This is a genomic window from Aureimonas sp. OT7, from assembly GCF_014844055.1.
Taxonomy (GTDB): domain Bacteria; phylum Pseudomonadota; class Alphaproteobacteria; order Rhizobiales; family Rhizobiaceae; genus Aureimonas; species Aureimonas altamirensis_A.
The window spans coordinates 1066308-1086718 of record NZ_CP062167.1; the positions used below are offsets into that span (position 1 = coordinate 1066308).

A 20411-nucleotide genomic window follows, 5' to 3' on the forward strand; every position below is an offset into this window, starting at 1 on the left:
GGCAAGATTCATTCGGCATTTTCAGACCGCCGGTTATTGCGGCGCCCCAATGGGACGCCGCGATGCATGGGATGTCGCCGCCTAGAAGCGATAGGAGAAGGTCGCGCGGCCGCTATGGTCTTCCCCGCCATCGCCGAACTGTCCGCCATAGGAGATGTTCAGGCTGGCATCCGGCGACAGGTTCAGGCCGAGCCCGATTTCGACCACGGCTGCGTCGCTTGCGATCGGTGCGCCCGCGACACTGAAGGGCAGGCTCCCGGCCAAAGCGAAGGTGGAAACCGGCGTCCTGTCGTTGAAGGCATGGCGCCAGCCGAGCATGCCGTCCAGCGTTACCGTCTGGCTGCCGACGACGACATCCGTCGTTGCCCGCACGCCCAGGGTCGAGAAGGTCGTTTCGGTGTTGCCGCCGCCGCCCGACAGTGCCGCTGCACCGCCGGCTTCGCCGAACCCGTCGACGTCGAGGTTCACATAGGCGACGCCCGCGAACGGCTCGAAGGCCACGCTGCCGGCCTGCATGGCGTAGCCCGCTTCACCGAATAGCTGCACCGTGCCGGCGTCGTAATCGGCCGAAAGCGCATCGGTGAAGCCGCCGAAGGCCACCGCGCGGCTGGCTTCCACCGCGTGCCAGGTGTAGGCGATGCCGCCGCGAAGCCCGACGCCATGCACCTGCGTGCCGCCATAGAGGCCAAGGTGGTAGCTGTCCACATCGGCGGACGAGGACAGGTCGTCGACATCGAAGCTCGACCGGCTGTAGCCGGCCAGGAGGCCGAGCCGGACATCATTCGTGACGAAGCCGTCGATACCGGCGAGGAAGCCCCCGGTGTCGCGGTCGATCTGGCCGGAGGTGCCGTTGGCGTCGGTCGTGCCCCAGGAGCCGAACACGCGGCCCCAGGCGGCAGGCTCCAGCGCGGTGCCCGCCGGCTGCGCCGACTCCCAGGGGCCGGACGTGCTGGAAACGGAGGAAGGACCAGCGAAGGCCGCGCGAATACGATCCGTCGCGGCATCGCGGATCAGGCGGCTGTCCTCGATCAGGCCGGTTCTGACGGAGGCATGAACCTCGCCCGACAGGCCCGAGAAAGCCGCGCGGGCCGTGTCGGTCGTGCCGAAGGCGACGGTGCGGCCGAGCGTTCCGTTGATCGGCAGGCTCTCCAGCGCGTTGGCGACGGCGCGCTGGTTGTCGCCTTCGGCCACCGAGGCATAGGCGATGCCGTTACGCTGGATGGTCAGGTCGACGGAGGTTGCATCATAGGACAGGAGCGCCGACACGAAGGCGTAGCTTTCGGTGAAGGCCACCCCGTCGAACTGCGTGCCGCCAAGGCTGCCGGCCGTGAGGATCGTGTAGGGCGTGCCCACCAGATAGCCGCCGAGCGGGCTGACGGCCACGGAACCGGCAAGCGTTGCGGTGCCACCCACCGCAACCAGATCGGACGCGCCGGTGGCGTCGATCTCCACTTCATAGATGTGGCCTTGTGCCAAGGTCAGGTCGCCGCCGATGGTGACGACGCCGATGGAGTTGCCGGGGGTGATCGTTCCGGCGCTGGCGAGGCTGCCCGCTATGCTCCAGTTGCCGCCCATGACGGATTGCGGCCCGACCGCGACGTCGCCCTGGACCTCTATGGGGGTTTCGATGCTGCCGCCGGTGGTGCGCGCCGCGCCCTGCAGGCCGACATTGCCGGCGATGACGCCGCCGGCGCTGCTGAATGCGATGGTGGAACCGTTGCTGTTCAGATCGCCGTTCACCACTGCCCGCTCGGTAAAGTTCACCTCGCCGCCGGCCGCCGTGTTGAAGGCGTCGACGCCGCGCAGGACGCCGGTCCAGCGGGCATTTTCGCGCAGGTTCACGATCGTCTGGCCACTCGTCTTCGTGCCGTCGTCAACGATGTCGCCAGCCGATGTCGAGCCGGAATCGAGGTTCAGCGTCACGACGCCGGCTGCGCCGGCCACGTCGCGCTCCACCTGCATCAGCGTCCCGTTGTTTTCGGTCGCGACGGTGCCGGCGCCCAGCGTTACGCTGGCCTTGCCCTGGCCGGCGACGACGCCGATGGTCGCGGCATTGCCGGCTGCGAGCGTCGCTCCGGTGACGACGATCGTGCCGCCGTCGAGGATTGCGAGCGCCGTCGCACCTTCTCCCGCGGTGCGGATGCTGCCGCCGTCGACGAGGATCGTGCCGCCGTCGCCGGCAACGGCACCGGCCGCGCTTTCGCCACTGGTGACGACGGCCACATTCGAGGCGGACAGCACGCCGCCTGCCGTGGCCGCGTCATTATTGGCGATGAGGCCGAACGCGAAGGCCCCGCGCGTCTCGATGCTGCTGTCGGACAGGGCGATGGACGAATCGGATTCCGCGAAGGCGCCGAAGCCCAGAATGCCGTCGGTGACGATGGTTGCCCGTCCAGCGATCGCGCCGCCGTCGATGGCATGCAGACCATAGGCCTGCGCCCCGCCGGTGCTGATGGTCGCGCCGGTCAGCACGACGCTGGACCCGTCCTGTCCGCCGGTGCCGTTGGTTGTGCCGAGGCCGGACTGAACCCCATGCGCGGAGACGCCCGTGGTCACGATGGTGGCGGCGCTGGTGATCGTCGACCCGCGTCCGGCGAGAATGCCGTAGCCTCTTTGGCCGGACGTCGTGATCGTGCCGTCCGTCAGGGTGATAAGCCCGCCGCGATCGGCGAAGGCGCCATAGGCCGAAGCACCCGTCGTCGTGACGTCGATCGTGCCGGAAAAGGCCTGCTCGGCGCCGATGACCCGCAATGGTTCGGTTGCCTGCTGCGCCTGCGCCGCGCCGGCGGCGCACAGGCCGATGACCATCAACGACGCAGACTGCGCCAGACCGCGTCTGCCGCAGCGTCCAATATTACCTATCATTGGTTGAGCATCCCCTCGCCAATACCGCCAAAATACAACCAACGATTACAAATTGGATGATTTAAGAAGCAATCAAACGATATGTGATCCATATGGTTTTGGGCGTGAACGATGCAAAATCGCCACAATGGCGCCGGGTCTATCGACACACGCCGACACACTTTGAAACCTGATTCGCGGCATGTCGGCTGATATGACGGCAGGGAAGGGATGGCGGTTAGCCTCCACCAGGAAGAAGTCATGCTGCAGCGTCTCGATCCACTCGATCTCCCTCAAGCCACGCAGCCGCGTCGCGCGCGGCGCAGCGCCAGCCGACGCAGGCTGGCGGTCGTCGCCGTCATCTGCCTGGTCGCCGTGGCGGCGGCGGTCTGGTTCTTCGGGCAGGAGCGCAGCGCCGCCCCCGTCTATCGGTTCGCTCCGGTCACGCGCGGCGCGGTGGAAGATACCGTCGCCGCCGTCGGCGTGCTTGCGCCGATCCGCACCGTCGACGTCGGCGCGCAGATTTCGGGGCAGTTGAAAGCCGTCCACGTAGCCGTCGGCGACCGTGTCCAGGAAGGCCAGTTGCTGGCCGAGATGGACCCCGCCATCTACGAGTACACGGTGGAGGCGACAGAGGCGCAGATCGCCAACCTGGAGGCCCAGGTGGTCAATGCGCAGGCGCAACTGGTTCTGGCGGAGCAGACGCTGACCCGGCAGGAGACGCTGCGCCGCGCCAATACCTCGGCCGCCAGCGACTATGACGCCGCCGTGGCCGCCGTGGCCGCCGCGAAGGGAGCGCTCGACAGCCTCAATGCCCAGTTGCGCGAGCGCGGTTCCGACCTGCGGCGTGCCGAAACGAACCTCGGTTACACCAAGATCTATTCGCCGCTGACCGGAACCGTCGTTTCCCAGACCTCCGAGCAGGGGCAGACGCTGGCCGCCACGCAGACCGCGCCGGTCATCGTCACCGTTGCCGACCTGTCGACCATGACGGTCGAGGCCAAGGTGTCCGAGGCCGACATCGCCCGGCTGACGCCCGGCATGACGGGCTGGTTCACCACGCTGGGCGGCGACGACAAGCGCTGGGAGGGCACGCTGCGGCTGATCGAGCCCACCCCCGAGATCGAAAACAACGTCGTCTTGTACAAGGCGCTTTTCGATGTCCCCAATCCGGATGGGCGGCTGATGATCACGATGACGGCGCAGGTTTTCTTCGTCGTTGCGCAGGCGCAGGACGTGCTTACGGTGCCCGCCGCCGCCGTGCGGAACGGCCGTGACGGCAGCGTCGTCCAGGTGCGGCAGGACGACGGCACGGTAGCGCGGCGCACGGTGGAAACCGGGCTGGCGACGCGCGCCGTGGTCGAGATCCGCTCGGGCCTGAATGAGGGCGACGACGTGGTCGTTTCGTCGGACGGCGCCCCGTCGGGCGGACGCCCATCCCAATCCCAGTCCCAGTCCCAGCGGCGCGGGCCCGGCGGCCCGCCGATCTTCTGAGCGGGAGCGGCGTCATGAACCTGCATACGCCTCGAATGGAAGCTCCGCGTACGGCGCGGGTGTCGCCGGCGCACCTGGAATTGTCCGATATCGTGCGCCGGTTCGACAGCGGCGGCGAGCCGGTCGAGGTGCTGAAGGGCGTATCCCTGGACATCGCGCCCGGCGAGTTCGTCGCCATCATGGGCCAGTCGGGCAGCGGCAAGTCGACCCTGATGAACATCCTCGGCTGCCTCGACAGGCCGACATCCGGGCACTACCGCATCGGCGGCCGGGATGTCGCCACCCTGTCGCCCGATGCCCTGGCGGACCTGCGTCGCGACACGTTCGGCTTCATTTTCCAGAGCTACCATCTGATCGCAGGGTCCAGTGCCGTCGAGAATGTCGAGCTGCCGGGGATCTATTCGGGCATGGCTGCGGAGGCCCGCGCGGCCCGCGCCGAAGGGTTGCTCGCGGCGCTCGGGCTTGCCGACCGGCTGGAACACCATCCCAATCAGCTCTCGGGCGGCCAGCAGCAACGCGTGTCCATCGCGCGGGCGCTGATGAACGGCGGGTCCATCATCCTGGCCGACGAACCGACCGGCGCGCTCGACAGCGCCTCCGGGCGCGATGTGATGGCCCTTCTGCACCGCCTGCATGCGGCCGGCCACACGATCGTCGTCATCACCCATGACCGCAGCGTCGCCGAGGAAGCCGAGCGCCAGATCGAAATCAGCGACGGGCGCATCGTTTCCGACAGCGGGCGCGTATCCGCGCAAGCGGCGGATCGGCCGCAGGATGCAGGGGAGCGGAGCGGACGGCGGCTGTCGGGCCTCGGCGAAGCCGCCCGCATGGCCATGCGCTCGCTGTTCGCCAAGCCGCTGCGCACCTTGCTGACGCTTCTCGGCATGATGATCGGCGTGGCCGCCGTCATCGTCATGCTCGCCATCGGCAACGGATCGCGGCAGGATGTCGTGGACCGCATCAGCGCCATGGGCTCCAACCAGTTGCTGGTGCGCCCCGGATCGCCCGGGCAGCGGACCCCGGATGGCGTCACCGCGACGCTCGTGCCGGACGACGCGCGCGCGATCGCCGAACTGCCGAACGTCGCCCGCGTAGTGCCGGAGATACAGGGCAGCGTCACGCTGCGCGCCAATGGCGTGGACTACCAGTCGACCGCATCGGGCACGTGGCCCGACTTTCCCGAGGCGCGGAACTGGCCGTTGAGTACCGGCACGTTCGTCACGCCGCAGGATGAGAACAGCTATGCGCCGGTGGCCGTTCTCGGCCGGACCGTCGCGGAGGTCCTGTTTCCGCAGGGTCAGGACCCGGTCGGCCAGTACATCCTGGTCAACTCAAACCCGTTCCTCGTGGTCGGCACCATGAGCGAGAAGGGCGCTTCGCCCATGGGCACCGACCAGGACGATATCGTTTTCGTACCCCTGTCCACCGGCGGCCTGCGCCTGTTCGGCCAGCGACACCTGCGATCCATCTCGGTCGTGGTGGAGGATACGGCGCGCATCGACGAAACGCAGGCCGCCATCCAGGACCTCCTGGACCAGCGCCATCGCGTCCGCGATACGACCATCCGCAACATGGCCTCGCTGCTGACGGCCGTCAGCGAAACCGCTTCGACCATGACGATCCTGCTTGGCTCCGTGGCGGCCATCTCGCTGCTTGTCGGCGGCATCGGCATCATGAACATCATGCTGGTCAACGTGACGGAGCGCACGCGCGAGATCGGCATCCGCATGGCAACCGGCGCATCGCAGGGCGATATCCTGCGGCAGTTCAATACCGAGGCCGTGGTGGTTTCGGCCATCGGCGGTGGCATCGGCTGCGTTATCGGCATCTGTGTCGCACTGGCGCTCCAGCGCTTCGGCATATCGGCGGTGATTTCGCCGGGACCGATCGTGCTGGCCTTTGCCTCGGCGTTCCTGTCGGGCCTCGTCTTCGGCTACCTGCCTGCGCGCAAGGCCGCCGCAATGGACCCCGCTGCCGCACTATCGAGCTGACGGGCTATCCATCGCAAGGGTGTAGCGCGCATAGCGGCGTTCGCCGGTGCGGCGCATCGCTCCCTTGTCCACCAGATCCTGCAGGTCACGCGTGGCGGTCGAACGCGATGCCTGGGTGATGGCAATGTATTTTTCGGCGCTCATGCCGCCCTTGAAGCCGTCGGGCCCCTCCCGGAACATGCGGGCGATAGCCTTGTGCTGGCGTTCGTTGAAGAGGCCGTCAAACGACGCGTAGAAGCGTGCTCTTGCAAGAATGAAACCGATGCGCGCAAGAGTGGCGTTCTGGGCATCGAGTATCGTCTGGCCGAAATAGACGAGCCATCCCGTTACATCCAGACCGCGCTGATAGCGCTCCAGATTATCGTAGTAGGATTTTCGGTTGCGCTCTATGGTCTGGGAAAGGGCAATCAGGCTCGGCCGTCCGATGCTTTGCGCAAGCGACTTTTCCGCGAGTGCGCGCCCGATGCGTCCATTGCCGTCTTCGAACGGATGGATGCTCTCAAAATAGAGATGCGACAGCCCTGCCCGTGTCAGCGCCGGCATCACCGCCGAGCCGGCGGCGCCGGTGTCGTTGAACCACCTTACGAATTCAGCCATTTCCTGGGGGACGCGGGCGGACGGGGGGGCCTCGAAATGGATTTGAGGCCCCTCGAGTGCTCCCGATACGATCTGCATCGGCTGCACATGCGTGCGATAGCCGCCGATGATCTCGATATGGCGGGCGCCGGCAAGCATCATGCGATGCCAGCGAAACAGGGTCGCGTCGTCCAGTGCGGTCGCGAAGCAGCGGTAGACATCCGCCGTCATCTTGGCAATTCCGCGTTCCTTCAGGCCGCCGGGCTGTCCATGCGCGGCAAGGCCGAACTGTCGGCAAAGCGAGGATTGCACGCTCGCCCGGTCGAGAACCTCTCCTTCGATCCTCGACGTCGTCAGGGCCTCGTCGATGAGGATCTCGATCCTGAGCTCTTCGCGGGTTTCGGCATCCATATGGCGGATTGTGCCGGCGACTTCGCCCGTCGAGACGAGAAATGCGCGTTCGAGAGCCAGCATGGCGTCACCATCGAAGGTGAAATGCGGCCAGTCGTCGAATGTCCAGTTCCATGCCATGGGCTATAGAATCCGTTTCTATAGCCCAGAAATAGCGCTATTCATGAGCAATAGAAAGCGGTTCTATAGCCCGCGGGCATCCCAGAGCCGATCGTAGACCGCACGGATTTCCGCAGCTTCGCGCTCCAGCGGGAAGTTGCGCCGGGCCGTTTCCAGCGATTGCACGGCGCCATCGCGGCGCCTGTCGCCATCATCCATCCAGCGCGCCGCCGCCGCGGTCATCGCCTGGAGATCGCCCGCCGGGACGATCTCGCCCGTGCCGGGCCCGACCACATCGGAAAACACCCCGGCATCGGCGGCAACCACCGGCACGCCGCTGGCCATGGCTTCCAGCGGCGTCAAGCCGAAGCCTTCCCAGCGCTGCGGCGCCACGAACAGGTCGAGCGCGCGATAATAGGGGGCGACGTCGGAAAACTCGCCGAGAAACAGGATGCGCTCGGAAAGCCCGGCATCGGCCACCTTGCGCTTCAGCTCCGCTTCGAAGCCGGCATGCTCGGCCGTCGCCCGCCCGCACAGGATGGCCTGCCAGCCGGGACGCTCGGGCAACAGCGCGATCATGGAATCGACGAAGAGGTCGCTGCCCTTCTGATGGCGGATGCGGCCGAAGCAACCGACCGTCTTCAGGTCGGCAAGGCCGAGCGACCTTCGGGCGCTGCCCGTGTCTTCGGCCGGATGGAACCGGTCGAGGTCGATGCCATGGGTTACGACGCTGTGCGGGACCGAAAGGTAGGCGCCGCTGCGGCGGCTGGTTGCTATCACCGCGTCCATGCGTGCGATCAGCCAACGCGTATAGGCGGTATGTCGCCGCTGCGACGCGGATGTGAAGACGAGCCTCAGCGGCATACGCAGCACGTCGCGCATGAGGATGCCGGGCAGCATCTCGACATTGCGGCGCGCGTGCCAGATGCGGAAGGGGCGGGTGCGCGGCCGCTTCCAGAGCCCGGCCAACTGCCAGCCATGCAGCTTGGGCAGGGTCTTCGGCAGGCCCGGGCCGAAGGCCACGACGGGCAGGGATCTGGCCTGCAGCGGCACCAGCTGGATGATGGTGGAGGTGACGCCCGACAGCCGCCGCTTGAAATTGGGAGCGATGACCAGAATGTCGGACGTCCGCATGGATCAGGCCCAGCGAATCTGCAGCACCTCGTAAGAGCGCGCGCCGCCGGGAGCGGCCACTTCCACCGTGTCGCCCTCGGACTTGCCGATGAGCGCGCGTGCGATGGGCGAGGAGATTGAAATACGGCCGTTCTTCACGTCGGCTTCCTGCTCGCCGACGATCTGGTAGACCTTCTCTTCCTCGGTATCCTCGTCCACCAGCTTGACCGTCGCCCCGAACTTGACCCGGTCGCCCGAAAGCTTCGTCACGTCGATCACTTCGGCACGGGCGGTCAGATCTTCCAACTCGGCGATCCGGCCCTCGTTGAGGCTCTGCGCCTCCTTGGCGGAGTGATATTCCGCGTTTTCGGAAAGATCGCCATGCGCCCGCGCTTCCGCGATCGCGGCGATGATGCGGGGGCGCTCTTCCTGCTGCCGGCGGCGGAGCTCTTCTCTGAGAGCCTCGAAGCCACCCGTGGTCATCGGAACCTTTTCCATGCCGTCATTCCTTGCCCGCGGCGGGAGACGCATCCGCCCCGCAATTCCGCGACCTGAATTTAAAAGAAAGACTGGCGCCCGAGGGCGCCAGCCTCAACAGAATCACTTCTGACGTACCAATCAAACACCCCGGAGGGGGGAAGTTCAAGCAGAGTGAAAGTATGACTGGAGCGGGCGGACTTCAAGGCTGCCGGCCTTCAGCGCGGCGATCGCTTCCGCGGCGGCCACCATGCCGGCAAGCGTGGTGTAGTAGGGCACCTTGTGCATCAGCGCCGCACGCCGCAGCGACCGCGAGTCGGACAGCGCCTTGGCGCCCTCGGTCGTGTTCATGACCAGCTGTACCTGCCGGTTGCGGATGGCGTCCTCGATATGCGGGCGACCCTCCAGCACCTTGTTGACGCGTTCCGCCTTGACGCCGTTTTCTTCCAGGAAGAGCTGCGTGCCCTTGGTGGCCGAAATGGTGAAGCCAAGCTCCACAAGACGGCGCACCGGGGCCAGGACCGCTTCCTTGTCGCCGTCGCGCACGGACACGAACACCGTGCCGTCACGCGGAAGGTCCACGCCGGCACCCAGCTGCGCCTTGGCGAAGGCCAGCGCATAGTCTACGTCGAGGCCCATGACCTCGCCGGTCGAGCGCATCTCCGGTCCCAGAAGCGTATCCACGCCCGGGAAGCGCGCGAAGGGGAACACAGCTTCCTTGACGGCGATGTGCTTGAGGTTCTTGACGTCCGGCCGGCCGCCATAGGCCGCGAAGGCGGCGTCCAGCGTCTCGCCGGCCATGATGCGGGCAGCGATCTTGGCAACCGGCGCGCCGATCGTCTTGGCGACGAAGGGCACGGTGCGCGACGCGCGTGGGTTGACCTCGAGCACGTAGATGTCGTCGCCCTTGATGGCGAACTGCACGTTCATCAGGCCACCGACATCGAGCGCGAGGGCCATCTCCTGGGTCTGCCGCTCGAGCTCGTCGGTCACGGATTTGGACAGGGAGTGGACGGGCAGCGAGCAGGCCGAGTCGCCGGAATGGATGCCGGCTTCCTCGATATGCTCCATGATGCCGACGACGAAGGTGTCCTTGCCGTCGCACAGGCAATCCACATCCACCTCGATGGCATCGGACAGGTAGGAATCGATCAGCACGGGGGACTTGCCCGAAACCACGACCGCTTCCTTCATGTAGCGCTCGAATTGCGCGTCGCCGCGCACGATCTCCATCGCGCGGCCGCCCAGCACGTAGGACGGGCGGATGACGACCGGATAGCCGATCCGGTCCACGATGGTGCGCGCTTCCTCGACCGAGCGGGCGATGCCGTTGTTGGGCTGGCGCAGGTCCAGCTTGTGCAGCAGCTTCTGGAAGCGGTCGCGATCCTCGGCAAGGTCGATCGCGTCGGGCGACGTCCCCAGGATCGGGATGCCGGCGGCCTCCAGCGCATTGGCGAGCTTGAGCGGCGTCTGGCCGCCGAACTGCACGATGACGCCCACCAGTTCGCCGCGCGCCTGCTCGGCGTGGAGGATCTCAAGAACGTCCTCGGCCGTGAGCGGCTCGAAATACAGCCGGTCGGACGTGTCATAGTCGGTCGATACGGTCTCCGGGTTGCAGTTGATCATGATCGACTCGAAGCCGGCGTCCTTCAGCGCGAAAGCCGCGTGGCAGCAGCAATAATCGAACTCGATTCCCTGGCCGATGCGGTTGGGTCCGCCGCCGAGGATCACGACCTTGCGCTTGTCCGATACCTCGGCTTCCGAGCGGGGCCGGCCGGCAAAGGGCGTTTCGTAGCTCGAATACATGTAGGGCGTGGGCGAGGCGAACTCCGCGGCGCAGGTGTCGATGCGCTTGAACACGGGTCGCACGTCGAGCCGAGAGCGCAAGGCAGCCACGTCCGCTTCCTCGGCGCCGGCGAGCTTCGCCAGCCGCGCGTCGGAAAAGCCCATGGACTTCAGCATCCGCAGATTGTCGGCATCCTGCGGCAGTCCATGCTGGCGCACGCGGTCTTCCATGGCGACGATCTCCTGCAGCCGGTCCAGGAACCAGGGATCGATCTTGCAGGCCTGATGGATCTGCGCCTTCGGCATGCCGATGCGCAACGCCTGCGCCACCATGCGCAGCCGGTCCGGCGTCGGCCGGCCGAGCGCCTCGAGCACGGCGTTGGTGTCGTCGCCTTCGCCAAGGCCGGGGATATCGATCTCGTCGAGCCCGTCCAGGCCCGTTTCAAGGCCACGCAACGCCTTCTGCAGGGATTCGGAGAAGGTCCGGCCGATGGCCATGACCTCGCCGACCGACTTCATGGCCGTCGTCAGCGTGGGCTCGGCGCCGGGGAATTTCTCGAATGCGAAACGCGGGATCTTGGTGACGACATAGTCGATGCTCGGCTCGAAGCTGGCCGGCGTCGCGCCGCCGGTGATGTCGTTCTTCAACTCGTCCAGCGTATAGCCCACGGCCAGCTTTGCCGCGACCTTGGCGATGGGGAAGCCGGTGGCCTTGGATGCCAGCGCGGAGGAGCGCGACACGCGCGGGTTCATCTCGATGACGACCAGCCGGCCATCGGCCGGGTTGACGGCGAACTGGACGTTGGAGCCGCCGGTCTCCACGCCGATCTCGCGCAGCACCGCGATGGAGGCGTTGCGCATGACCTGGTATTCCTTGTCGGTCAGCGTCAGCGCCGGCGCGACGGTGATCGAATCGCCGGTATGCACGCCCATCGGGTCGATATTCTCGATGGAGCAGACGATGATGCAGTTGTCGGCGCGGTCGCGCACGACTTCCATCTCGTATTCCTTCCAGCCGAGGACCGATTCCTCGATGAGCACCTCGGTCGTGGGCGAGGCGTCGAGGCCCCCCTCCACGATCTCGAAGAACTCGGACCGGTTGTAGGCGATGCCGCCGCCGGTGCCGCCCATGGTGAAGGATGGGCGGATGATGGCCGGCAGGCCGACATGCTCGAGCCCTTCGGCAGCGGCGCCCATGGCGCGGGCCATGTAACGCTGCTTGCGGTCGGTCTCGGCCAGGTTCCACTGCTGCTCCAGGTCGGCAAGCGCCTTGTCGCGCGCCGGGCCGGCCGCAATATCGCGGATGATGTCGCCGCGCTTCTCCTCGTGGGCGAGGCGGTCGGCGTGCTTAGCCTCGGTCGCGTTGGCCAGGAAGGACCTTGGCGTGGCGAGGCCGATGCGGGCCATCGCCTCGCGGAAGAGGGCGCGATCCTCGGCCATGTCGATGGCGGCGGCGTCCGCGCCGATCATCTCGACACCGTATTTTTCAAGGACGCCCATCCGCTTCAGGGACAGGGCGGTGTTGAGCGCCGTCTGGCCGCCCATCGTCGGAAGGATGGCGTCCGGCCGCTCCCTGGCGATGATGCGCGCGACCACTTCGGGCGTGATCGGCTCGATATAGGTTGCGTCGGCGAGATCGGGATCGGTCATGATCGTCGCCGGGTTCGAGTTGACGAGAACGATCCGGTAGCCTTCCTCGCGGAGGGCCTTGCAGGCCTGCGTGCCGGAATAGTCGAATTCGCATGCCTGCCCGATGATGATGGGACCCGCGCCGACGATGAGGATGGTTTTGATATCGTTGCGTTTGGGCATCTGCGATCCGTCTCGTTTGTTCGTGCGCGAAGACACCCGTGCCGCACGCGGCCGGGGTTCTGGAAATCTCTAAGGTCTGGCTAAGCCCGCCTTATAGGTGAGACAGCCGGTGGAAGGAAGGGGCAATCACCCCTTTCCTCAGGCAGCCTTGCGGCGGTGCTCGTCGATCAGGTGGAAGAAGCGCTGGAACAGGTAGTGCGAGTCCTGCGGGCCGGGCGAGGCTTCCGGGTGATGCTGTACCGAAAAGACCGGCTGGTCCTTGAGGCGGATGCCGCAATTGCTGCCGTCGAACAGCGAGACATGCGTTTCCTCGACATTGCCGGGCAGCGAGCCGCGATCCACCGCGAAGCCGTGGTTCATGGACACGATCTCGACCTTGCCCGTGGTGAAGTCCTTGACCGGGTGGTTGGCGCCATGATGGCCCTGGTGCATCTTCTCGGTCCGGGCGCCCAGCGCCAGCGCGAGGAGCTGGTGACCGAGGCAGATCCCGAACATCGGAATGCCCGTATCGGCCAGCGCGCGGATGGTAGGCGCCGCATATTGCGCGGTGGCGGCCGGGTCGCCCGGGCCGTTGGACAGGAAGATGCCGTCCGGCTTGTGGGCCAGCACCTCCTCGGCCGTTGCGGATGGCGGCAGGATGACGACCTGTGCGCCATGTCCCGACATCAGCCGCAGAATGTTGCGCTTGGCGCCGTAGTCGATGGCGACGACGGTATAGGCGGCTTCCGGATTGGCCGCATAACCCGAGTTCCACGCCCACGGACCTTCGGTCCAGACTTCCGCGCGGTCGGATGCGGCATCGAGGGCAAGGTCCAGCCCGACGAGGCCCGACCAGTCGGCCGCCTGCCGCTGCAGCGCCGGAATATCGAAGACGCCGTCCGGATGGTGGGCGATGACGCCGTTGGGCATGCCCTTGTCGCGAATCAGCGCGGTGAGGGCGCGTGTATCGACGCCCGACATGGCGACGACGCCGCGTGCCTTGAGCCAGCTGTCGAGGCTTTCGGCGGAGCGGTAGTTGGACGGGTCGGACACGGTGGCACGGAAGATGGCCCCGACCGCGCCGACGGCGTTCTCGGGCGCGAGATCCTCGAGATCCTCGAGGTTTGCGCCGACATTGCCGATATGCGGAAAGGTGAAGGTTACGATCTGCCGGGCATAGGACGGATCGGTCAGGATTTCCTGGTAGCCGGTCAGCGCCGTGTTGAAGCAGACTTCTCCCAACGCCGCGCCGGTGGCGCCGATGCCGTCTCCCTCGATCACCGTTCCATCGGCAAGGACGAGAAGCGCAGTCGGTTTCCTGCGTGTCCAGCCTTCGCTCATCGCGATCTTCCTTCGTCTGCGCGGCATGGCGCACGTGCCGGGCGCTTTCGCTGCGCCAGCCCGTTCGCGATTGTCATGCCTGATCGTTTCGGTCGAGCTATGCATATCGCTGCAACCAGCCTCCCGCGCAACCCCTTGCAGACGACCGGAGGCGATATTAATCAATATGCCCGAAACAAGGCGCGCTCCGCCCGGCTGCCCAAGGGCCCGGCGAGACAGTCATGAAAGTTCCCGAAATGCGAGAATGCCTCGCGGCCGCGCTGGATGACGCACGATCCGGCAACGATCCGCAACGCCTGTGTACGCTTCGCCTGGTGGCGACCGCCATCAAGGACAGGGATATCGCCCTTCGGGCCGAGGGGCGCGAGCGCCTCTGCGACGAGGAGATCGCCCGGCTGCTGCAACGCATGGCCTGCCAGCACGAAGAGAAGGCGGCCGCACTGGAGGCCGCCGGCGATGTCGCCCGCGCCGCCGACCAGCGCCGGCTTGCCGGAATCGTCGCCGAGCTCATGCCGCCATCGATGGATGCCGTCTCGATTCTCGCCGCCTGCGAGACGGCGGTCGCCGAAACCGGCGCGCGCGGCCTGCGTGACATCGGCCGCTGCATGGATGCCCTCAAGCGCAGGCATGGCACGGCACTGGACCTGCCCGCCGCCGGGGCGGTGGTGCGCGGCATGTTGCGCTGAGGCATAGCCGCGCCGACCGCTCTGTGGACAGCTGTGGACAGCTGTGGACAGCTGTGGACAGCGGGGGGATTTCCCGCCGGGCGGGAGAATGTCTGGATTTGTCCGCCGCTCTGGCCGATATGTCTGCCATGAGGTTTCCCCCGCACTTCCTTGAAGAGATCAAGAGCCGCATCCCGATCTCGGAGGTCATCGGCCGGCGCGTCACCTGGGACCGCCGCAAGTCACAGGCCGGCAAGGGCGACTACTGGGCCTGCTGCCCGTTCCATGGCGAAAAGACCCCGTCCTTCCACTGCGAGGACTCCAAGGGACGCTATCACTGCTTCGGCTGCGGCGTGTCGGGCGATCATTTCCGCTTCCTGACGGACCTGGAGGGAATGAGCTTTCCCGAGGCGGTGGAACGCCTTGCGGGCGAGGCCGGGCTGCCGATGCCCGAGCGCGACCCCGAGGCCGAACTGCGTCAGGAGGCGCGCACCAGCCAGATCGACGCGCTGGCCCTGGCGCGCGACTATTTCCGCCAGGCCCTGCAGGAGTCCGATGGCGCCAAGGCGCGCGCCTATCTGCGCGACCGGGGCATCGGTAGTGCGGCGCAGGCGGCCTTTTCCATCGGATACGCGCCGGACAGCCGGTCGCGCCTGAAGGAGTTTCTGGCCGGTCGCGGTGTCGGCCGCGCCGTGATCGAGGCCGCCGGCCTCGTCGTGCACGGCGATGGCATCGCCGTTTCCTACGACCGTTTCCGCGACCGGATCATGTTTCCGATCGAGGACGCGCGCGAGAAGGTGATCGCCTTCGGCGGACGCGCCTTGTCACCCGGCGCACCGGCCAAATACCTGAACTCGCCGGAGACCGACGTCTTCCACAAGGGCGCGACGCTGTACAATCTGGCGCGGGCGCGCCGCGCCGCGCGCGATGGCGGCACGCTGATCGTGGTGGAGGGCTATGTCGACGTCATCGCCCTGCACCAGGCCGGCATCGGCCACGCGGTGGCGCCGCTGGGCACGGCGTTGACCGACCGCCAGCTCGATCTCCTGTGGCGCACCACGCCGGAACCGATCCTGTGCTTCGACGGCGACGCGGCGGGCGTCAAGGCGGCCCAGCGCGCCGCCGACGTCGCCCTGCCGCTGCTCAAGCCGGGCCGCTCGCTGCGCTTCGCCCTTCTTCCAGGGGGACGGGATCCGGACGATGTCGTCCGCGAAGGGGGGGCGGACGCGTTCGACGCGATCCTGGCCGGCGCCCGGCCGCTGGCGGACATGCTGTGGACGCGCGAGACGGCCGGCGGGGTCTTCGATACGCCCGAGCGGCGGGCCGAGCTGGAAAGCCGCCTGCGGACGTTGAGCCGGCAGATCGCCGACGAGAGCGTGCGCCGCCATTACCAGCAGGATCTCCAGGAGCGCCTTTCGGGGTTTTTCGGCCCTCCGCCCGGCCAGGGGCGTGGCGGCATGCGCCGCGGCGAAGCCGGGGGGCGGGGCCCACAGCGGGCCGGCGCGCCGCGCCGCTCGGCCGTGTCCGATCGCCTGATCCGCTCCGGCCTGGCTTCATCGGCCGGCCGGGCAGATCAGGGGTCGATGCGCGAGGTCGGCATCGTCGTCGGCTTCATCAACCATCCATTGCTGATCGCGGAAGCCTTCGACTATCTCGCCGAGCTGGAACTGCCCGACGGCGCGTTGTCGCGCCTGCGCTCGGCGGTTCTGGACGTGGCGATGACGGCCCCGGCGCTGGACCGGCAGGCGATCCTGTCGGCACTGGAGGGGCGGGGGTTGCGGGGGGTCTTCGACGCGCTGGAGGCGCGGGTGCGCGCCAACAGGGACTGGATGTTCCTGGCGGAGGCCGCCGTGGAAGATGCCCGTGAGGCGCTTCGTCAGGCGCTTCACTTGCAGCATCGCCAGCGTTTCCTACATAGGGAACTCCGGAACGCGGAAGTGGCTTTTGCCGCCGAGCAGACGGAGCAGGCTTATGCGCAGATCGTCGCGATCAAGCAGGAAATGGATAATCTTGCCGGTACCGAGGCGTTGATCGACGGTTTCGGGCTGCTGTCCGGTCGTCCGGCCCGCAGCATCTAGGCGCGGTCCCTGTTTTTTTAGCGCATGGCCTTGACTCCAAAGGGTGAAATCGAAAGAGACGGTGCTCATAGCGGCATCTTCGGAATTATGGATTGTTATAATTGGCGTAGCCGGGCGGTTCTTGAGCGAATCGCCGGAGCTGCAAGTCGGGCGGTTTCGGCCGCCTGTCCGGTTCATCGAGAATTTACCGCCTTGGCGCTAGTCATGTGGCGGTTCGCCGGACGCGGCTGACGCGAATTGGAGAGATACGCGAATGGCGACTAGGGTCAAGGAAAGCGAAGCGGCCGTCGAAGAGCGTCCGGAGACGCCAGACAGTCCTCTGCTGGACCTGTCGGACGACGCCGTCAAGAAGATGATCAAGGCCGCCAAGAAGCGCGGCTTCGTCACCATGGAAAAGCTCAATTCCGTCCTGACGGCGGATGACGTGACCTCCGAGCAGATCGAGGACACGATGGCCATGTTGAACGACATGGGCATCAACGTCGTCGAGGAAGACGAGTCGGAAGAGGCCGAGGAGCGCGACACCGAGGAATCGAGCACCGAAGTCGCCGAGACGGGCGCCGGCAGCGCGGTTGCCACCACCCAGAAGCGCGAGGCCGGCGACCGGACGGACGATCCGGTGCGGATGTACCTGCGCGAGATGGGCTCGGTGGAGCTTCTGTCGCGCGAGGGCGAGATCGCCATCGCCAAGCGTATCGAAGCCGGCCGCGAAACGATGATCGCCGGGCTGTGCGAAAGCCCGTTGACCTTCCAGGCCATCATCATCTGGCGCGACGAGCTGAACGAGGGCAACATCATGTTGCGCGAGGTCGTCGACCTCGAGGCGACCTATGCCGGCCCCGAGGCGAAGATGCCGGCCGCGCCCGCGCCGACCGCCGATGAGGTCCAGCCCGAACCGGAGCCCGGCGGCGGTGAGGAAGAAGACGAGGACGATGACCTCGAGAGCAACATGTCGCTTGCGGCCATGGAGGCGGAGATCCGTCCCCAGGTGATGGCGACGTTCGACCTCGTCGCGGACAATTACAAGCGGCTGCGCAAGTTGCAGGACCAGCAGGTCGAGAACCGGCTGGCGGCACAGGGCACGTTGTCGCCCGCGCAGGAGCGCAGCTACCGCAAGTTCAAGGAAGACCTCATAGCGCAGGTCAAGTCGCTGTCGCTGAACCAGAATCGTATCGATGCGCTGGTGGCGCAGCTCTACGATATCAACAAGCGTCTCGTCAGCAGCGAGGGCAAGCTGTTGCGGCTGGCCGAGAGCCATGGCGTCAAGCGCGAGGAATTCCTGAAGAGCTACCACGGCGCCGAGCTGGACCCGAACTGGACCCGGCATATCGCCAATCTGTCGGGCAAGGGCTGGACGAAGTTCGCGCAGGGCGAAAAGGAAAACATCCGGGGCCTGCGTCAGGAAATCCAGAACCTTGCCACCGAGACGGGGCTGGAGATCACCGAATTCCGCCGTATCGTGCACATGGTGCAGAAGGGCGAGCGGGAGGCGCGGCAGGCCAAGAAGGAAATGGTGGAAGCCAACCTGCGCCTGGTCATCTCCATCGCGAAAAAATACACCAATCGCGGCCTGCAATTCCTGGACCTGATCCAGGAGGGCAACATCGGCCTGATGAAGGCGGTGGACAAGTTCGAGTATCGGCGCGGCTATAAATTCTCCACCTATGCGACATGGTGGATCCGGCAGGCCATCACCCGCTCCATCGCGGACCAGGCCCGCACCATCCGCATTCCGGTGCACATGATCGAGACGATCAACAAGATCGTGCGCACCAGCCGCCAGATGCTGCATGAGATCGGACGCGAGCCCACACCGGAAGAGCTGGCCGAAAAGCTGGCCATGCCGCTGGAAAAGGTGCGCAAGGTCCTGAAGATCGCCAAGGAGCCGATCAGCCTCGAGACGCCGGTCGGTGACGAGGAAGATTCGCATCTCGGCGACTTCATCGAGGACAAGAACGCGATCCTGCCCATCGATGCAGCGATCCAGGCCAACCTGCGCGAGACGACCACGCGCGTCCTGGCGTCGCTGACCCCGCGCGAGGAACGTGTGTTGCGCATGCGCTTCGGCATCGGCATGAACACCGACCATACGCTGGAAGAGGTGGGGCAGCAGTTCTCGGTCACGCGCGAGCGTATCCGGCAGATCGAGGCGAAGGCCCTGCGCAAGCTCAAGCATCCCTCGCGGTCCCGCAAGCTGCGCAGCTTCCTCGACAGCTAAGCCGTTCGCCGCAGTATCATATAGTCCAAGGCCGGGCGCCCAGCGCCCGGCCTTTCTGCATCGTGGGTGAACGCCGGCTGAACGGACCCTTCCACATCGGTTCAGTCGCCACGGCGCAAGGTCACGTTCGAAGGCCCGGACAGCCGGGCAGAACAGACCTTGAAGGAGGCCCCATCATGTTCGGCAAACTCATTCGTTCCGCCATGCTGACCCTGGCTCTGGCCGGCGGCGCAACCGCAGCGGCAGGTGGCCTCGCAGGCATGTCCGCCGCTGCGCAGGAACTGCGTATCGGCGTCGGCTCCGCCCCGGTCATCCAGGTGCAGGGCCGAGGCTACGATCATCGGCACGACCGCTGGCGCGAGCGGGAGCGCGGCGGTTGCGATGCCCGGCAGGCTTTGCGCAAGGCCGACCACATGGGCTTGCGCCGTGCCCGCGTCGTTGACGCCGGCCGGCGCACGGTCACCGTGGCGGGCAGGGACCGTGGTGGGCGTGCGATGGTGCGCTTCGCCAATGCGCGCGGCTGCCCCGTGATCGGCCAGCGCTGACGGACCCCCGCCGCGCGCATGGCTGCCATGCGCAGGGCGGACTACCTCGTCGGCCGTCACTATGCGATCAACGTCGCCAGCGGGCTACCTCCTCCCAGCCCGCAACTTTAAGAGCCCGCCCGGTCCTCCCCCGGTGCGGGCTTTTCTTTTTGCCGGGAACAAATTTCGTAATCGACAGTTGAGCGTTCGTGTTCGTTCACCGCCGGCGTGCGCGCGCCGGCCTGTCGATGAAAGGCGTACCCAGATGAGGAAAGTGACGATTGCCGGCTGTGCGGCGCTGTTGATGGCGGTGGCGGGTTGCCAGTCCGTCGATCGGGACATAGCGGCTCCGGCCGCAATCGGCGGGTTGGGTGGCGCGGCGATCGGCGCGGCCGCATCCGGCGACCTTGGCGGTGCGTTGATCGGTGGCGCCCTGGGCACTGCGGCGGGTGCGCTGATCGGCTCGGCAAGCCGGCCCAACGAATGCGTTTACCGCGACAGTAACGGAAGCCGTTACGTGGCGGCCTGTCCGCGCGGCTATCGCGGATGACAGGGTCCACGTCGAAGTGGCGGGCAGTGATCGCGTTTTGCCTGTTCGCCGGCAACTGGGCCCTGGCTCCCTTGCCGGCGGCCGCAGCCACGATTGCGCGACCCGCTCCAGTCGAGACGTCCTCCCGGCCGGTGATCATGGCGCAGGGTGACTTCCGCGAGATCATGCGCGGGGTGCAACGCCGCGAGGAATGGCGCAACCGTGGTGGACCGCGCTACCAGGACCGGCGTTACGACCGCGACAGGCGCTGGGAGCGCGACCGCAGACGCTACGAGCGCGACCGCTGGGAACGCCGGGGCCCGCCGTCGGCCTACCGGGGGCTCAGCTCTCACCAGGTTGCCTGCTCGCGCCGATACCGGACATACGATCCGCGCACCAACACCTACTTCATCCGGCCGGGCGTCCGCGCCGTATGCCGGTAAGTCCTTCAAAATAGCATGTCCAAGGCCGCCTG

The 20411-nt window shown here is 66.6% G+C and carries 14 protein-coding genes; 8 read left to right on the forward strand and 6 right to left on the reverse strand.

Going from position 1 to position 20411, the window contains the following annotated elements; genetic code table 11:
• Positions 1-81: 81 nt before the first annotated feature.
• Positions 82-2865 (reverse strand): autotransporter domain-containing protein, encoded by a 2784-nt coding sequence (locus IGS74_RS05160; protein ID WP_192389908.1) that lies wholly within the window; start codon positions 2863-2865, stop codon positions 82-84.
• 240 nt (positions 2866-3105) lie between these two features.
• Here IGS74_RS05160 and IGS74_RS05165 point away from each other — a divergent pair, with 240 nt between their 5' ends.
• Together IGS74_RS05165 and IGS74_RS05170 are read left to right on the forward strand one after the other, a co-directional pair.
• A complete protein-coding gene (locus IGS74_RS05165) occupies positions 3106-4338 on the forward strand; it encodes an efflux RND transporter periplasmic adaptor subunit (RefSeq protein WP_192389909.1) in 1233 nt (410 codons plus the stop codon).
• 14 nt (positions 4339-4352) lie between these two features.
• Complete coding sequence (locus IGS74_RS05170; protein WP_246722949.1) at positions 4353-6329, forward strand: MacB family efflux pump subunit; 1977 nt, start codon at positions 4353-4355, stop codon at positions 6327-6329.
• Here IGS74_RS05170 and IGS74_RS05175 read toward each other — a convergent pair.
• The 5 genes from IGS74_RS05175 to carA form a co-directional block, all read right to left on the reverse strand.
• Positions 6318-7436 (reverse strand): Fic family protein, encoded by a 1119-nt coding sequence (locus IGS74_RS05175; protein ID WP_192389910.1) that lies wholly within the window; start codon positions 7434-7436, stop codon positions 6318-6320. The genes IGS74_RS05170 and IGS74_RS05175 overlap by 12 nt on opposite strands.
• A 63-nt stretch (positions 7437-7499) precedes the next feature.
• Complete coding sequence (locus tag IGS74_RS05180) at positions 7500-8549, reverse strand: glycosyltransferase family 4 protein (RefSeq protein WP_192389912.1); 1050 nt, start codon at positions 8547-8549, stop codon at positions 7500-7502.
• A 3-nt stretch (positions 8550-8552) separates the two neighbouring features.
• Positions 8553-9026 (reverse strand): transcription elongation factor GreA, encoded by a 474-nt coding sequence (greA, locus tag IGS74_RS05185; protein ID WP_039188303.1) that lies wholly within the window; start codon positions 9024-9026, stop codon positions 8553-8555.
• Between the two features lie 144 nt (positions 9027-9170).
• The gene (gene carB, locus IGS74_RS05190) at positions 9171-12602 is read right to left on the reverse strand and encodes a carbamoyl-phosphate synthase large subunit (protein ID WP_192389921.1); all 3432 of its coding nucleotides are present in this window, start codon (positions 12600-12602) and stop codon (positions 9171-9173) included.
• Positions 12603-12740: 138 nt separating this feature from the next.
• Positions 12741-13922: a glutamine-hydrolyzing carbamoyl-phosphate synthase small subunit gene (gene carA / locus IGS74_RS05195; protein WP_192389931.1), complete on the reverse strand. Its 1182-nt coding sequence runs from the start codon at positions 13920-13922 to the stop codon at positions 12741-12743.
• Positions 13923-14143: 221 nt separating this feature from the next.
• Between carA and IGS74_RS05200 the strand changes: the two genes are divergently transcribed.
• The 6 genes from IGS74_RS05200 to IGS74_RS05225 all read left to right on the forward strand — a co-directional run bounded on the left by IGS74_RS05200 (position 14144) and on the right by IGS74_RS05225 (position 20379).
• Positions 14144-14608, forward strand: coding sequence for a GatB/YqeY domain-containing protein (locus IGS74_RS05200; RefSeq protein ID WP_192389933.1), 465 nt, complete (start codon positions 14144-14146; stop codon positions 14606-14608).
• Between the two features lie 128 nt (positions 14609-14736).
• On the forward strand, positions 14737-16665 hold the full coding sequence (dnaG, locus tag IGS74_RS05205; protein WP_192389935.1) for a DNA primase: 1929 nt from the start codon (positions 14737-14739) through the stop codon (positions 16663-16665).
• A 253-nt stretch (positions 16666-16918) separates the two neighbouring features.
• A complete protein-coding gene (gene rpoD / locus IGS74_RS05210) occupies positions 16919-18883 on the forward strand; it encodes an RNA polymerase sigma factor RpoD (protein WP_039188307.1) in 1965 nt (654 codons plus the stop codon).
• A gap of 176 nt (positions 18884-19059) precedes the next feature.
• Positions 19060-19428 carry a hypothetical protein gene (locus tag IGS74_RS05215; RefSeq protein WP_246722956.1) on the forward strand — a complete coding sequence of 123 codons (369 nt, stop codon included), beginning with the start codon at positions 19060-19062 and terminating at the stop codon, positions 19426-19428.
• 283 nt (positions 19429-19711) lie between these two features.
• Positions 19712-19957 carry a hypothetical protein gene (locus IGS74_RS05220; protein ID WP_245282976.1) on the forward strand — a complete coding sequence of 82 codons (246 nt, stop codon included), beginning with the start codon at positions 19712-19714 and terminating at the stop codon, positions 19955-19957.
• A gap of 26 nt (positions 19958-19983) precedes the next feature.
• Positions 19984-20379, forward strand: a complete 396-nt coding sequence (locus tag IGS74_RS05225) for a BA14K family protein (RefSeq protein ID WP_192389937.1) — start codon at positions 19984-19986, stop codon at positions 20377-20379.
• The last annotated feature ends 32 nt before the right edge of the window (positions 20380-20411 follow it).